General features: G+C 70.0%; 12 protein-coding genes and 1 rRNA gene. 7 read left to right on the forward strand and 6 right to left on the reverse strand.

Annotation, left to right across the window (positions count from 1 at the left end; all coding sequences use genetic code 11):
* Both rrf and lysX read left to right on the forward strand, forming a co-directional pair.
* A 5S ribosomal RNA gene (gene rrf, locus HJ588_RS11870) occupies nt 1-115 on the forward strand; the annotation flags it as partial.
* A 123-nt stretch (nt 116-238) separates the two neighbouring features.
* Complete coding sequence (lysX, locus tag HJ588_RS11875; protein ID WP_171155829.1) at nt 239-3700, forward strand: bifunctional lysylphosphatidylglycerol synthetase/lysine--tRNA ligase LysX; 3462 nt, start codon at nt 239-241, stop codon at nt 3698-3700.
* Here the strand turns inward: lysX and HJ588_RS11880 are convergent, their stop codons facing one another.
* Nucleotides 3701-4189 carry a phosphoribosyltransferase gene (locus tag HJ588_RS11880; protein WP_171155831.1) on the reverse strand — a complete coding sequence of 163 codons (489 nt, stop codon included), beginning with the start codon at nt 4187-4189 and terminating at the stop codon, nt 3701-3703. It abuts the gene before it with no gap.
* Between the two features lie 61 nt (nt 4190-4250).
* Between HJ588_RS11880 and HJ588_RS19035 the strand changes: the two genes are divergently transcribed.
* Together HJ588_RS19035 and HJ588_RS11885 are read left to right on the forward strand one after the other, a co-directional pair.
* On the forward strand, nt 4251-4757 hold the full coding sequence (locus tag HJ588_RS19035; protein WP_212755879.1) for a P-loop nucleotide/nucleoside kinase family protein: 507 nt from the start codon (nt 4251-4253) through the stop codon (nt 4755-4757).
* The gene (locus HJ588_RS11885; protein ID WP_343036696.1) at nt 4754-5656 is read left to right on the forward strand and encodes an amidohydrolase family protein; all 903 of its coding nucleotides are present in this window, start codon (nt 4754-4756) and stop codon (nt 5654-5656) included. The genes HJ588_RS19035 and HJ588_RS11885 overlap by 4 nt, the downstream gene beginning before the upstream one ends.
* Here HJ588_RS11885 and HJ588_RS11890 read toward each other — a convergent pair.
* From HJ588_RS11890 to HJ588_RS11900, 3 genes are all read right to left on the reverse strand, one after another.
* A complete protein-coding gene (locus tag HJ588_RS11890) occupies nt 5637-7622 on the reverse strand; it encodes a thioredoxin domain-containing protein (RefSeq protein ID WP_171155833.1) in 1986 nt (661 codons plus the stop codon). The genes HJ588_RS11885 and HJ588_RS11890 overlap by 20 nt on opposite strands.
* A 79-nt stretch (nt 7623-7701) precedes the next feature.
* Complete coding sequence (locus HJ588_RS19780) at nt 7702-8688, reverse strand: hypothetical protein (protein WP_171155835.1); 987 nt, start codon at nt 8686-8688, stop codon at nt 7702-7704.
* 81 nt (nt 8689-8769) lie between these two features.
* Nucleotides 8770-9984 (reverse strand): MFS transporter, encoded by a 1215-nt coding sequence (locus HJ588_RS11900; protein ID WP_171155837.1) that lies wholly within the window; start codon nt 9982-9984, stop codon nt 8770-8772.
* 166 nt (nt 9985-10150) lie between these two features.
* On the opposite strand from HJ588_RS11900, the gene HJ588_RS11905 reads away from it, so the two are divergent.
* The 3 genes from HJ588_RS11905 (at nt 10151) to HJ588_RS11915 (ending at nt 11919) form a co-directional block, all read left to right on the forward strand.
* Entirely contained in the window at nt 10151-10603 is a 453-nt protein-coding gene (locus HJ588_RS11905; protein WP_171155839.1) for a MarR family winged helix-turn-helix transcriptional regulator, read from the forward strand.
* Between the two features lie 106 nt (nt 10604-10709).
* Nucleotides 10710-11321, forward strand: coding sequence for a ClpP family protease (locus HJ588_RS11910; protein ID WP_171155841.1), 612 nt, complete (start codon nt 10710-10712; stop codon nt 11319-11321).
* A 1-nt stretch (nt 11322) separates the two neighbouring features.
* Nucleotides 11323-11919, forward strand: coding sequence for a ClpP family protease (locus tag HJ588_RS11915; protein WP_171155843.1), 597 nt, complete (start codon nt 11323-11325; stop codon nt 11917-11919).
* On the opposite strand, the gene HJ588_RS11920 is transcribed toward HJ588_RS11915, so the two are convergent.
* Together HJ588_RS11920 and HJ588_RS11925 are read right to left on the reverse strand one after the other, a co-directional pair.
* Entirely contained in the window at nt 11916-12230 is a 315-nt protein-coding gene (locus tag HJ588_RS11920; protein ID WP_171155846.1) for a helix-turn-helix domain-containing protein, read from the reverse strand. The genes HJ588_RS11915 and HJ588_RS11920 overlap by 4 nt on opposite strands.
* Before the next feature lie 272 nt (nt 12231-12502).
* Entirely contained in the window at nt 12503-13774 is a 1272-nt protein-coding gene (locus HJ588_RS11925; RefSeq protein ID WP_343036697.1) for an MFS transporter, read from the reverse strand.
* Nucleotides 13775-13834: the final 60 nt, after the last annotated feature.

Genomic DNA, 13834 nt, shown 5'->3' on the forward strand with positions numbered 1-13834 from the left:
GGCGGTTATAGCGAAGTGGGAAACGCCCGGTCACATCCCGAACCCGGAAGCTAAGCCCTTCAGCGCCGATGGTACTGCACTCGGTAGGGTGTGGGAGAGTAGGACACCGCCGAACATACATTTGAAGCAAAGGCCCGCCTGATTGCATCAGGCGGGCCTTTGTCATGTTCAGCCTCTTGTCATCGCACCCCCAGCGAGTGCGCGTATGAGATGGTTACCCTCCAGGTGACGCCGCGTCATGGAGGCCGCGGTCCATGATCCGGGGGAGAAGGCTGCATTGGACAAGGGAACGTTGCCGAAGCTACCGCAGCTGTTCAAGGGCACCATCAACGCGTATGGCGGCCCGCGTCGCGACCGGGTGCCGGTGCCGTGGCGAGAGCAGGTCGCCCGGTGGATCGGCCGCGTCTACCTGTTCGCCGCGATCTGGTCGCTGATCAGCGTCCCGCTGCGACACAACATCGTCGTGGAGATCGTCGCCGACCTGCTCGGCCTGGTGAACGTCCCGTCTGAGCCGAGCCTCTTCATCGTCTGCCTGCTGTTCGTGCTCGCCGGCGCGGTGCGACGCAGGCTCCGCGCCGGCTTCACCATGGTCGTGATCCTCATGGGGATCAGCGTCCTGGTCAGCCTGGCCGTGATGCTGAGCGCGATCTTCCGCCAGGAATGGCTGCAGGACACCCAGTTGCGCGGTTTCGAACGCGACTACTACTCCTTCATCACCAGCGTCCCGGTCACCGCGGTCTTCTTCGCGATCGGCTTGGCAGTCCTCGTCGTCGTGGCGCGCTCGCGCAGTGCGTTCCCGGCGCGTCTCGCCGAAGGCAGCCGCCTGGCCGCGGTGCTGGTGCTGGTGGCCGGCCTCGCCACGTCGTTCGCCATCACCTTCGCACTCGCGGCCACCGCGCCGAAGGAACTCGTCGGCACCCGGGAGATCGGCCGCTTCGCGCTCCGCTCGACCTTCGGCATCGCGAGCGACTCCACCAGCCCCGGCATGCACGGTCACGTCGGCTACGCCTGGATCTACGGGCTCGCCGGCATCATGTCGACCATTGCGCTGCTGCTTGCCAGCCTGGTCTTCCTGCGGTCCGGGCGTGGACGACAGTTCCAGAGCGCCGACGAGGAGCTCGCCGTACGCCGGCTGATCCTGCTGCACGGCGAGAACGACTCGCTCGGTTACTTCGCGACCCGCCGCGACAAGAGCGTCGTCTTCTCCCCGGACGGCGCCGCGGCCGTGACCTATCGCAACGAGGGCAGCGTCAGCGTCGCCAGCGCCGACCCGATCGGGCGGGCGAGCTCGTGGCAGCCGGCGATCCAGGCGTGGCTGCAGCAATGCCGCGAACACGGTCTCTACGCCGCGGTGCTGTCCAGCTCCGAGCGCGGGACCCGGGAGTATGTCGAGGCCGGCCTCAAGGCGTTCGCCCTCGGCGACGAGGCGATCATCGACACCGAGTCGTTCTCGCTGCGCGGTCGCACCATGCGCCCGGTGCGCCAGGCGGTGACGCGCGTGAGCCGCGCCGGCTACAGCACGCGCGTGCGGCGACACAGCGAGCTGTCACCGCAGGAGCTGCAGGAGATCTCGCAGCTGGCCGAGCAGTGGCGCGGGGAGGAGACCGAGCGCGGCTTCTCCATGGCGCTCAACCGGCTGGGCGACCCGGCCGACGGGCGCTGCGTGATCATCACCGCGCACGACGCGACCGGCGCCATACGCGGGTTCCTGTCGTTCGTGCCGTGGGGGGTGCGTGGCATCTCCCTGGACCTGATGCGTCGGGACCGGGACGCCGAGAACGGCCTCAACGAATACATGGTGGCCCAGCTGATCGAGGCGGGCGCCGAGCACGGCATCCGGCGAATCTCGTTGAACTTCGCGGTCTTCCGCGAGGTGTTCAGCAGCGCCGACCAGGTCGGCGCCGGGCCGATCACCCGCATCAACGACGCCGCACTGTCCTTCGCGTCCCGCTTCTTCCAGCTCGAGACGCTCTACCGCTCCAACGACAAGTACAAGCCGACGTGGGTGCCGCGGCTGCTGTGCTACGACCCCGCGCTGACCGTGCCTCGCGCCGGTCTGGCCATGGGCATCGCCGAGGGCTTCGTGCCGATGATCGGGCCGCGGATGCTGACCGGACCGCGCCCGTCCGACGTGCAGCCGCCGCGCCCGGAGCCCTGGTTCGTCGAGCGCGTCATCGAGCAGGAGGACGCGCTGCTGCTGCCCGCGCCGCCGGCGATTCACCTGTCCGAGCAGCAGAAGGTGCGACGCGGCAAGCTCGACCTGCTCGACGAGGCCGGCGTCGACGCCTACCCGGTGCAGGTTCCGCGCTCGGACCGGGTGCGCGACATCGTGCCGGCATACGCCGACCTCGCCCCCGACACGGTGACCGACGACGTCGTGTCGGTGACCGGCCGGGTGCGCGCGCTGCGGGACCTCGGCGGGGTCTGTTTCGCGGTCCTCGACGACGACGGGTCGATGATGCAGGTGATGGTCACCACCGCCGACTCGCCGGACGCCGCCCGGTGCCTCTGGCGCAAGGCGGTCGACCTCGGTGACCTGGTGAGCGTCACCGGTCCGGTCGCGACCTCGCGCAACGGCGAACTCTCGGTGCTGATGACCAGTTGGCAGATGGCGGCCAAGTGCCTTCGGCCGGTGCCCGACCTGCACGCGCACCTCAGTGACGACGTGCGCGCGCGCAACCGGTCGCTCGAGCTGCTCGTCGACGCGCACGCCCGCGGCATGCTGGCGCAGCGGTCCACCGCGGTCCGCACGATGCGGGATGCCTTCGTGGAGCACGGCTTCATGGAGGTCGAGACCCCGATGCTCCAGCCGATTCACGGTGGCGCGGCCGCCCGACCGTTCACCACCCACATCAACGCCTACAACATGGAGCTCTATCTGCGCATCGCACCCGAGCTCTACCTGAAACGGTTGGTGGTCGGCGGTTTTCAGCGGGTGTTCGAGCTCAACCGCAACTTCCGCAACGAAGGTGCCGACGCGACGCACAACCCAGAGTTCACCTCCTTGGAGGCTTACGCGGCCTACGGCGACTACAACACGATGCGCGTGCTCACCCGCGAGGTCTTCCTGCGCGTCGCCACCGCCATACATGGTCGACCGATTGCGTTGCGCCCCAACGGTGCTGGTGGGTATGACGAGGTCGACCTCTCACCGGAGTGGCCCGTGGTCACCGTGCACGACGCGGTGTCGAAGGCCGCGGGCGTGCAGCTCACCTCGTCGTCCAGCCGCGAGGAGGTGGCGCGGGTCTGCCGGCAGCACGACGTCGCCGTGCGACCGGAGCACTCGGCGGGCAAGTTGGTGATGGAGCTCTACGAGGCCTTGGTGGAGAAGCAGACGACGTTCCCGACGTTCTACTGCGACTTCCCGGTCGAGGTGTCGCCGCTCGCCCGGCGTCACCGCACCGACCCACGACTGGCCGAGCAGTGGGACCTTGTCGCGTTCGGCGCCGAAATGGGCACTGCTTACAGCGAACTCACCGACCCGGTTGATCAGCGACAGCGCTTCACCGAACAGTCGATGGCGGCCGCGGCAGGGGACGTCGAGGCGATGCAACTGGACGAGGCGTTCCTCTCGGCCCTGGAATACGCGATGCCACCGACCGGCGGCCTCGGCTTCGGCGTCGACCGGCTGGTGATGATGCTGACCGGACAGAACATCAAGGCGACGCTGGCATTCCCGTTCGTGCGCCCGCAGGGCTGATCACTCCGCGGGCGCCCCGAACGACGCGATCTGCGGCTTGCTCGACCACGGGAAGTCGATCCAGTCGTCGGTGCGCTTCCAGACGTAGTCGGACTTCACGATCGAGCGCGACTTCTCGTAGATCACCGCACACCGGGTCTCCTTGACGTGGCTGTGGCAGAAGTCGCGCACCAGGTCGAGAGTCCCGCCGGTGTCGGCCACGTCGTCGATGACCAGCACGGTCGCCCCCGACAGATCGACCGGCTGGGGGACCGGCGGCAGCATCACCGGCATCGGCAGGCGCTCGTCGACTCCCGTGTAGAACTCGACATTCATCACGTGCACGTTCTTGATGCCGAGTGCGTAGCTGATCGCCCCGGCGGGGATCAGACCGCCGCGCGCGATCGACATGATCAGGTCCGGCTGGTAGCCGTCGTCCGCGATTGCCTGCGCCAACTCGCGGCTGGCGTCGCCGAACATCTCCCAGGTGAGCACTTCCCGCTGCGTCATGCGGTCATTCTGGCCCAGCACGCCGGGGCACGGTGGACGGCAGGGTGGATAAGGTGCAGGAGTGCCGCAACTCGTCCTGCTCAACGGTCCGCCGGCCGTGGGCAAGTCGACCCTGGCGAGGCTGCGGGCCGACCGCGCACCGATGACGCTGAGTCTGGACCCCGACGAGTTGCGCGGCCTGCTCGGCGCCTCCGTGCGGCATACGCAGGACGGCATGCGCGCGGTGCGGGAGCTGGCCGTCGCGATGGCCGGCACCCACCTGCGCGCCGGGCACGACGTCTGGCTGCCGCAGCTGGTGCTCGACGAGAGCTTCCTCGACCGTCTGGCGCAGGTCGCCGAGGCCGCCGGCGCCGACTTCCGGGAGCTTCTGCTGATCGACAGCCTGCAGCACATCAGTCGCCGGGTCGCCGCGCGCCATCGGGATTTCGAGCCTACGGAGGATGAATTGTCCTGGTATCACACAGAATTCGTGCATCGGATCGGGCAACGTCCCGGAGTGCTGGTGCTGCAGTGCCAGGAGGGTGCCGCCGAGATCACCTATCGCGCGATCGATCAGGCGCTCACGTGACGACGCCCACGACGCCCGGCCCGCAGTCCGACGCCGAGATCCCCGCCTACCTCACGGCCTTGGGCGTGCCGGGCCTCGCCGACATCCACGTGCACTTCCTGCCCGAGCCGATGCTGGTCAAGGTGTGGCACTACTTCGACGAGGCCACCGAGCACTACGGCGCCCAGTGGCCGATCACCTACCGCTTCGACGAACCGACCCGGTTGGCGGTGCTGCGCGACCTCGGGGTGCGTGGGGTGCCGTCGCTCACCTATCCGCACAAGCCGGGGATGGCGCGCTGGCTCAACGACTGGTGCACGGACTTCGCCGCACGGGTCCCGGACGCGGTGCACAGTGCGACGCTCTATCCCGAGCCGGGCGTGGGTGACTACGTGCGGGAAGCCCTCGACGCGGGAGTGCGGCTCTTCAAGATGCACGTCCAGGTCGGTGCCTACCGCCCCGACGACGAGCTGCTCGACCCGGCCTGGGAGGCACTGGCCGCAGCAGGAGTGCCCGTCGTCATACACGCCGGATCTGCGCCGATCCCAGGGGAGTTCACCGGGTCCGAGCGTGTCGCGCGCGTGCTCGAGCGGCATCCGTCGCTGGCGCTGGTCATCGCCCACGCGGGCATGCCGGAATATCACGCGTTTGCGGACCTGGTCGAGCGCTTCGACAACGTGCACCTGGACACCACGATGGTGGCGACCGACTTCACCGAGCGCTTCGCGCCGCTGCCGGAGGGGTATGTCGAACGTCTCGGGCGGTTGCGCGACCGGGTGGTGCTGGGCTCGGACTACCCGAACATCCCCTATCCCTATGCGCACCAGCTCGATGCGCTCGCTCGGCTTGAGCTGGGGGACGACTGGATGCGAACAGTCCTGTGGGACAACGGCGCTCGGCTCATGCGTCTGAGCGGGTGAGCGCGGCGGCCAACTCCTCGGACGAGGTGACCGGCCGGTCGCAGACGAACCCGCGGCACACGTACGCGGCCGGATCGCCGTCGACGAGCGGACGCTCGGCGAGCAGCGGCTGCCCCGGGGCATCGGGTGGGCCGGCGACGACGACGGCGCCCGAGGCGGGTGTGCGCCACGCGGTGCGCCGCAGGCCGCGCGGGCCAGGGGTGTCGCCGACGACGGCCACCTGGAGCGGGCCGGACAGCGCTGCCTCCGCGACCGCCAGTGCCCAGCCGGCGAATCGCGGTGCGGCCGTGGTGACTTCGCCCATGGAGGCGACCGCTCGCTCGGCATGCTCGCGAGCAGAGGTGTCCCCGGTGAGGGCGCTGTAGGTGAGGAGGGCACCGGCCAGACTCGAGGTGCCCGACGGCTCGGCATTGTCACCCGCACCGCGGGGCGTGAGGAAAAGCTGCTCGCCGTCGGCGGCCGTGTCGCGGAATCCGCCATCGGGGGAGGCGAATTGGGCTTCGGCTGTCTGCAGCAGCTCGCCCGCCGCCCGGAGGTAGCGGACGTCGCCGGTTGCCTGGTGGAGTGCGAGCAGCCCCTCGGCCAGGTTGCCGTAGTCGTCCGCCACCCCCGCGGCCGCACCCACCTGGCCGTCGCGCGACGTGCGGCGGAGGCGACCGTCGACGAGATGCAGCGCGAGCACGTGGTCGGCGCACTGCTGTGCTGCGTCAACCCATTCCGGCACCCCGGGGATCATGCCGGCCTCGGCCAGCGCGGCGATCGCCAGGCCGTTCCACGAGGTGACGACCTTGTCGTCGCGCGCCGGCTGCGGGCGGGTGCGGCGACGAGCGAGCAGCTTGGCGCGGGTGTCCTGCCACCATCGGGCGTCCTCCGGGTCGTGCCGTAGCTGCAGCGTCGAGGCGCCCGCCTCGAAGGTGCCCGTCGGTGTGACGTCGAGCAGTCGTGCCGTCCGTCCGGCGTCGGGCTCGCCGAGTGCCTCGCGCAGCTGGTCCGGGGTCCACGCGTAGGTCAGCCCCTCGACGCCGTCGGCGTCGGCGTCGAGCGCTGACGCGAATGCGCCCTGTGGGGTGCGCAGGTCGCGCAGCATGAAGTCCGCGGTCTCCTGCGCAATGCGCTCGGCCAGCTCGGATTTCGTGACCCGCCACAGGTGCGCGTAGACGCGCAGCAGCTGGGCGTTGTCGTAGAGCATCTTCTCGAAGTGCGGCACGGTCCACGTCGCGTCGACGCTGTAGCGGGCGAACCCGCCGGCGAGCTGGTCGTACATGCCACCGCGGGCCATCGCCTCGCAGATCTGCTCGGCCATCCGCAGCGAAGTCGCGTCCCCGGTGCGCAGGTGATGCCGCAGCAGGAACTCCAGCACCATCGACGGCGGGAACTTGGGCGCGGTGCCGAACCCCGCGTTCGTCTCGTCATACTCCCCGGAGAGAGTGCGGACCGCGCGATCGGCCAGCTCGGCCGTCGCCGCCTCCTCCCGGCCCCGTCCGGTGGCCGCCGACAACTGCTGGGCGATGTGCGCCCCGGAGGCGAGCACCTGCTCCCGTTGCGTCTCCCAGGCGTGGCGACCTGCCGAAAGTAGTTGCAGGAACTGTGCTTTGGGCAAATAGGTGCCGGCGAAGAACGGTTTGCCGTCAGGGGTCAGCAGGCAGGTCATCGGCCAGCCACCGTTGCCCGTCATCGCGGTTGTGGCGGTCATGTATGCCGCGTCGACGTCCGGACGCTCCTCGCGGTCGACCTTGATCGGGACGTATGCCGCGTTGATCGCCGCAGCCACCTCGGGATCCTCGAACGACTCGTGCGCCATCACGTGACACCAGTGGCAGGCGGCGTAACCGACCGACAGCAGGATCGGCCGGTCCTCTTCGCGCGCTGTCGCGAGCGCTTCGGGCCCCCACTCCTGCCAGTCGACCGGATTGTCGGCGTGCTGGCGCAGGTAGGGGCTCAGGGCATCGGCGAGACGATTGGCCATGTCACGAGTCTGCCTTGTGCAGAATGCGAAGCGGCCGGCGCCTCGAGAGGCGCCGGCCGCTTGGTCGGTCAGTGGTCGGTCAGTAGGTGATCGTGATGGAGCCCGGGCCACCATCCGGCTTGCCGCCGTTGCCCGCTCCGACCGGACCCGCGGTGATCTGCACCGTCGGGCCGACGTAGCTGGAGCCGGCTGCGCCACCGCCACCCACGGTCACCGTGCTGCGGCCGGCCGCACCGCCGGACCCACCTCCGGCGTAGCCGCCGCCACCGCCGCCGGAGCCCGTGCCCACTGTTGTGGAGACGGCGGAGTTGATCGGCACTCCATTGGCGCCGTTGCCGCCGCCCTGGTTGCCGGTGCCCGCGCTGCCACCGGCAACGCCGGCCCGGGTGATGGCCGTGCCGGTGCCGGCGGAGGTCCCTCCGGCGCCGGCCGCACCCCCGGTCGCGCCGGTGGCGGCGCCACCACCGGGGCCGGTCGCGGACGTCGCGCCGTTGCTCGCGGTGGTCGTGCCGCCCGCGGCCGTGCCGCCCGCAGCGTTGCCGCCGGGTCCGCCGGTGATCTGGATGGTGGAGGTGCCGGTGACGCTGGCCGACCCGGTGCCGCCACCGCCGCCCGCGACGACGAGCGGGCTGGTGCCGATCAGGATGGCGCTGCCACCGCCGCCGCCGCGGCCGCGCGCGGTGGTGGACTGGCCGACACCGCCGGCGCCGCCGTTGCCGAAGCCCTGGCCGCCGGCGTTGCGATTGGCGCCGAGGCCGCCCGCGCCGACCACCAGCGTCAGGGCGGTGCCCGACGAGCTGGCGGGCATCGTGATGGTGCCGGAGTAGGTCGCGCCCTGTCCGCCGGGCACCGAGCTGACGCCGCCGCCCCCGCCGCCGGTCACCGTGAAGGTGACAGTGCGCACGGATGCCGGCACGAGGTGGGTCACCGTCTGGTAGCCGGTCCAGGTCTGGGAGAAGCCGTTGCTCGCGGCGCTGGCAGGTGCTGCCGATGCGACGGCGACCACCGGCGCCGCCCAAGCGGCCCCCTTGGCGATGGTGCGGCGGGATGGCAGGTCGTGCGGCATGCGGACGGCTTTCTGTCGTGTGTGGGGGAGCAGCTGACGGGTGCCGAGGGTCTCGATGACACCTGACCTATTTGGCCTAGATCAGCGCAATGTGGACGGTAGCACGTCGGCGTGACATCCGGTCAAGCCATCCGTATGACGCAGCTCACGTGCGCGACGCCGGGCGGCGGCCTGCGCCAGCACGAGCACGACGAGTGCGCCGGCGGTCATCGCCGCGCCCACCCAGATCGGTGAGGCGTAGCCGAGGCCCGCGGAGATCGTCAGGCCGCCGAGCCAGGCGCCGATGGCGTTGCCGACGTTGAAGGCCGCGATGTTCGAGCCCGACGCGAGGGTCGGCGCGTGATCGGCATACGACATGATCCGCATCTGCAGGGCGGGCACGGTTGCGAAGCCGAACAGGCCCATGAGCAGGAGCGAGACGATCGCCATCGGACGGGACGCGGCGGTCGCGGCGAACAGCACCATCGCTGCCGCCAGTGCGGTGAAGACGACATAGAGCGTCCGCGGGACGGACCGGTCGGCGGCCTTGCCGCCCACGGCATTGCCGACGAAAAGCCCTGCGCCGAAAAGGATCAGCAGCCACGGCACCGCCCCGGCGGGGAAGCCGGACAGGTCGGTGAGGGTGTAGGCGATGTAGGTGAACGCGCCGAACATGCCGCCGAAGCCGAGCACGGTCATGGCGAGGGACAGCCAGACCTGAGGCTCGCGGAACGCCCGCACCTCGGCCCGCAGGTCGGGTCGCTGGGTCGACGTCCCGGCCGGGACGAGCGCCGCGAGTCCGGCGAATGCGACGACGCCGATCACCGTGATCGCCCAGAACGTCGAGCGCCAGCCGAACTGCTGGCCGAGCAGGGTGCCGAGCGGCACGCCGAGGACGTTGGCGAGCGTCAGGCCGCCGAACATGATGGCGATCGCGCCGGCCTTCTTGGCCGGCTCGACCATCGACGCGGCGACGACCGAGTCGATGCCGAAGAAGGCGCCGTGACACAGTGCCGCGAGCACCCGGCCCGAGAGCAGCACGGCGTATGACGGGGCAAGCGCGGAGAGCAGGTTTCCGGCGATGAAGAGGATCATCAAGCCGAGCAGTGCGCGTTTACGCGGCACGCGGGTGAGGGCCGCGGTCATCAGCACCGCGCCGATGGCGACGGCCAGAGCGTAACCGGTGATCAGCCAGCCGGCGCTGGCCTCGGTGACGCCGAAATTGTCTGCGACGTCGGGCAATAGGCCGGCGATGACGAACTCGGTGAGGCCGATGCCGAAGCCGCCGAGCGCGAGTGCGATCAAGCCGATGGGCATGTTCGTGGTCACTTTCGTTGGGTGGGTGAGTGGGACGCCGCTCGTGTTGCGTAGGCAGGTATCCCGCGTGTGCAACTAAAACTAGTTGCACACGCGGGATATTGCAAACGCGGGTATAGTGGTGTGCAACACGTCGCCGTCGGGCGACCGGAGCCGGAGGACGGACATGGGCATTGCCGACGACGCGGTGGAGATCCGCGCGCAGGGCTGGCGCACCCTCGCTGCGCTGCACGGACTGATCGACCAGGCGCTCGAGCGGGCGTTGAGCGCCGAACACGGTTTGTCCGTCGTGGAATTCACCGTGCTCGATGCCCTTTCGCGCCAGGACGGTTGGCACATGCGCATGCAGCAGTTGGCACGCGCTGCGGCGCTCTCGAGCAGCGCGACGACCAGGCTGGTAACGCGGCTGGAGGATCGGGGTCTGCTGCAGCGGGTGCTGTGTGCCGACGACCGGCGCGGCATCTACACCGAGCTGACCCCCAAGGGTTCGGCCCTGCTCGCCGACGCCCGGCCGACCTACGACCGCACCCTGCACGACACGTTGGACGACGCGCGCGAGCGACCCGAGCTGGCCTGCCTGGTCGATGCGCTGGAGCAGCGACCGGCGAAGGCCGGCTGACGAGCTGCTGATCTGCGGCCGGTATGCCGCCGGCCTTGCTGCCGGGCTTGCTGCCCACGGCAGCAAAGGGTCGCCAATTGCGTTGTGCGGCAGTGATGCTGGCTGCATGACCGATGAACAGCCTCGTCCACCCCACCCACTCAGCCGGCAGGTCGCCGAGCACCTGCTCGAGCAACGCATCGTCGTGCTCGACACCGCGCTCGACGACGAGATCGGCACCCGGCTGATCTCCCAGCTCTTCCTGTTGTCCGCGGACGACGGTCGCGCCGACATCAGCCTCTGGATCAACTCACCCGGCGGTTCGGTGCCGGCAATGCTGGCGATCATGGACGTGATGCACGCGATCCCGAACGACGTGTCCACGCTCGCACTCGGAATTGCTTGCAGCGCAGGGCAATTCCTGTTGAGCGCCGGAGCGCCTGGCAAACGGTTTGCCCTGCCGCACTCGAAGATCCTGATGCACCAGGGCTCGGCGGGCATCGCCGGCACCGCGGTCGACATCGAGCTGCAGGCCGACGATCTGCGCCAGACCCGCGACACCGTGCTCGGCCTCATCGCCGAGCACACGGGACAGCCGGTGGCCCGGATCTTCGAAGACTCGTTGCGGGACCGCTGGTATACGGCGCGGCAGGCCGTCGACTACGGCTTCGTCGACCGGATCATCGACTCGGTCGACACCATTAAACCGCGCAAATCGCCTGTGGGACTGGGGGTTTGAGATGTCCACCTACACGATCCCCAACGTCATCTCGTCGTCGGCGCGCGGCGACCGCATCATGGACGTCTACAGCCACCTGCTGACCGAGCGGATCGTCTATCTCGGCACCGAGATCGACGACGGCGTCTCCAACGCGCTGATCGCGCAGATCCTGCATCTGGAGGCGACCGCGCCCGAACGCGAGATCAACCTCTACATCAACTCGCCGGGTGGCTCGCTCACCGCGACGTTCGCGATCTACGACGCGATGCGGTTTGTGCGGTCCCCGGTGGCGACCACCTGTGTGGGGCAGGCGTGCTCGACGGCGGCCATCCTGCTCGCGGCGGGCGAGTCCGGGCGGCGCAGTCTCCTGCCGCACTCGCGGGTGCTGCTGCACCAGCCGTCGGGCCGTGGTCAGGGCGCGGTGCCGGACCTGATCCTCGCCGCGGACGAGGTGATCCGAGTGCGGGCCGAGGCCGAGGAGATCTTGGCCCGGCATACAGGACAGACGCCGGAGGTGCTGCGCAAGGACACCGACCGGGACAGGATCTTCACCCCGCACGACGCGGTCGCCTACGGTCTGGCCGACCAGGTGGTCGCCTACCGCGAAGCCGACTAGGCGGCGAGCGCCACCGGCCCGCGCGGCATCGCGGCGAAGGTCTCCCGCCGCAGGTCGCGCACGGTCAGGTCGGTCACCTCGGTGAGCGTGCAGCCGAGCGCACCGGCGACGGCCGCGACGATCTCGGACGAGGGGTCCTTGCGGCCGCGCTCGATCTCCGAGAGGTATTGCGGCGAAATGCCAGCAATGGCAGCGGTGTCCGCCAGGGTCATGCGACGGTGGCGGCGCAGTTGGCGCAGGCGGGTGCCGAGCACCTCGCGCCAGAGAGGCTCCACCGGTCGGATCTGTCGCAGCTGCCGCACGTCACCCATCTCCCGACCGTATGACGGCAGCCCGCGGCCGCGCCGCAGTTTCTGCTGAGAGCAGAACCACCGCTCGCCGGACCCCCGCAGACCCCGGCGACCCGTTCGCCAGACCCCCGCCCCACTACCCGCTCGCCAGACTCCCGCACGACCCGCCACTGACGGCTTCCTCGCCGACCGACGCCTCGATCAGGCCGTCAGTCGCCGCGTGACGCGTCAGTCGCCGGTCGCCGGTCGCCGGTCGTCAGCGCGGCCCCAATAAGCGGCCTCAGCGCGCGGCCTCAGTGGGCGGCGTGGGAGCGGTCGGGTTCGCGCACCGAGGGCACGAGCAGCAGCGCCAGGGTGGCGGCCGCGCCGACGGCGAGCAGGGCGTGCAGCACACCGACGTGTTCGCCGAGGAAGCCGAGCAGCGGCGGTCCGGCGAGGAACGCGGTGTAGGCGATCGTGCTGACCACCGAGATGCGGGCGTGCGCCTGGGCCGGGTCGTCCGCCGCGGCGCTCATCCCGACCGGGAAGCCGAGCGAGACTCCGACGCCCCAGACGACGACCCCGGCATACGCGATCGGCGTGGAGCCGAAAACGACTGCGAGACAACCGACCACGGCGAGTGCGAAGGCGCAGCGCAGCACCGGCACCCGGCCGTGCCGGTCGAGAATGGCGGTGCCGGTGATACGACCGATCGTCATGAAGGTGAGGAAGGTGGCGAAGGCCAGCACACCGGCCCACTTGGGCACGTTGTGCCCCTCGACGAAGGCCACGGACAGCCAGTCGTTTGCGGTGCCCTCGGTGAACCCCGCTGCGAGCGTGACCACGCCGATGAGCAGGACGCGAGGGTCGAGCCACGCGGACAGGTGACTCGACTTCCCTGCGGGTTCGGTTGCGGAGTCTGGGTTTTCGGGCTTCTCAGAGCTCTCGGGCTCGGAGGTGACTTCACCGAGCGCGCGGAATCCGCCGGCCGCCCACGCCGTACCTGCGGCGAGCAGTGCCATGACGACGATCACGTGAAGCCAGACCGGCACGCGCAACGCGGTCAAGCCGGCGCCGAGCAGCGCGGCCGCGACAGTGCCGCCACTGAACATCGCGTGGAAGCGCGGCATGATCGAGCGGCCGAGGTGCTGCTCGACGACGGTGCCCTCGAGGTTCATCGCGACGTCCCAGATGCCGACACCCCAGCCCGCGACGAAGAGGCTGACCGCGGCGAGCCAGAGCTGGTGGGTGTCGATGCCGATCGCGGACAGCGAGTAGCCGAGCGTGGTGGCGGCCGAGCCGGCGAGCACCGTGCGCCGCGCACCGAAACGGCCGGTGATCCAGCCCGACATCGGCAGCCCGAGCACGCTGCCGAGCGCGCCGGCGAGCAGGAACAGGCCGAGCTGGCCGGCGGACAGGTGCAGCAGCGATTTGGTGTCGGGGATGCGCGAGGCGTAGGTGGCGAAGGCCGCGCCGTTGAGCGCGAAGACGATCATCACCGAGCGTGAGGCGCGGCGGACCGCGTCCGGGGCGGGGGAGCCCGGGCGGGTCGGTCGGTCGTTGCGCAGGTCGTCCACCGTTGCCACGGTGCTCCTCCCGGGGTGAGTGCGGAGCCTGCAGGGGGCTCCTGGATGTCGATCGAATCG

The sequence above is a fragment of the Flexivirga aerilata genome (assembly GCF_013002715.1).
Classification (GTDB): Bacteria; Actinomycetota; Actinomycetes; order Actinomycetales; family Dermatophilaceae; genus Flexivirga; species Flexivirga aerilata.

Coding starts and splice junctions, on each gene's coding strand:
- lysX (WP_171155829.1), top strand. CDS start 239: ATGGAGGCCGCGGTCCATGATCCGGGGGAGAAGGCTGCATTGGACAAG.
- HJ588_RS11880 (WP_171155831.1), bottom strand. CDS start 4,189: ATGACGCAGCGGGAAGTGCTCACCTGGGAGATGTTCGGCGACGCCAGC.
- HJ588_RS11890 (WP_171155833.1), bottom strand. CDS start 7,622: ATGGCCAATCGTCTCGCCGATGCCCTGAGCCCCTACCTGCGCCAGCAC.
- HJ588_RS19780 (WP_171155835.1), bottom strand. CDS start 8,688: ATGCCGCACGACCTGCCATCCCGCCGCACCATCGCCAAGGGGGCCGCT.
- HJ588_RS11900 (WP_171155837.1), bottom strand. CDS start 9,984: ATGCCCATCGGCTTGATCGCACTCGCGCTCGGCGGCTTCGGCATCGGC.
- HJ588_RS11905 (WP_171155839.1), top strand. CDS start 10,151: ATGGGCATTGCCGACGACGCGGTGGAGATCCGCGCGCAGGGCTGGCGC.
- HJ588_RS11910 (WP_171155841.1), top strand. CDS start 10,710: ATGACCGATGAACAGCCTCGTCCACCCCACCCACTCAGCCGGCAGGTC.
- HJ588_RS11915 (WP_171155843.1), top strand. CDS start 11,323: ATGTCCACCTACACGATCCCCAACGTCATCTCGTCGTCGGCGCGCGGC.
- HJ588_RS11920 (WP_171155846.1), bottom strand. CDS start 12,230: ATGGGTGACGTGCGGCAGCTGCGACAGATCCGACCGGTGGAGCCTCTC.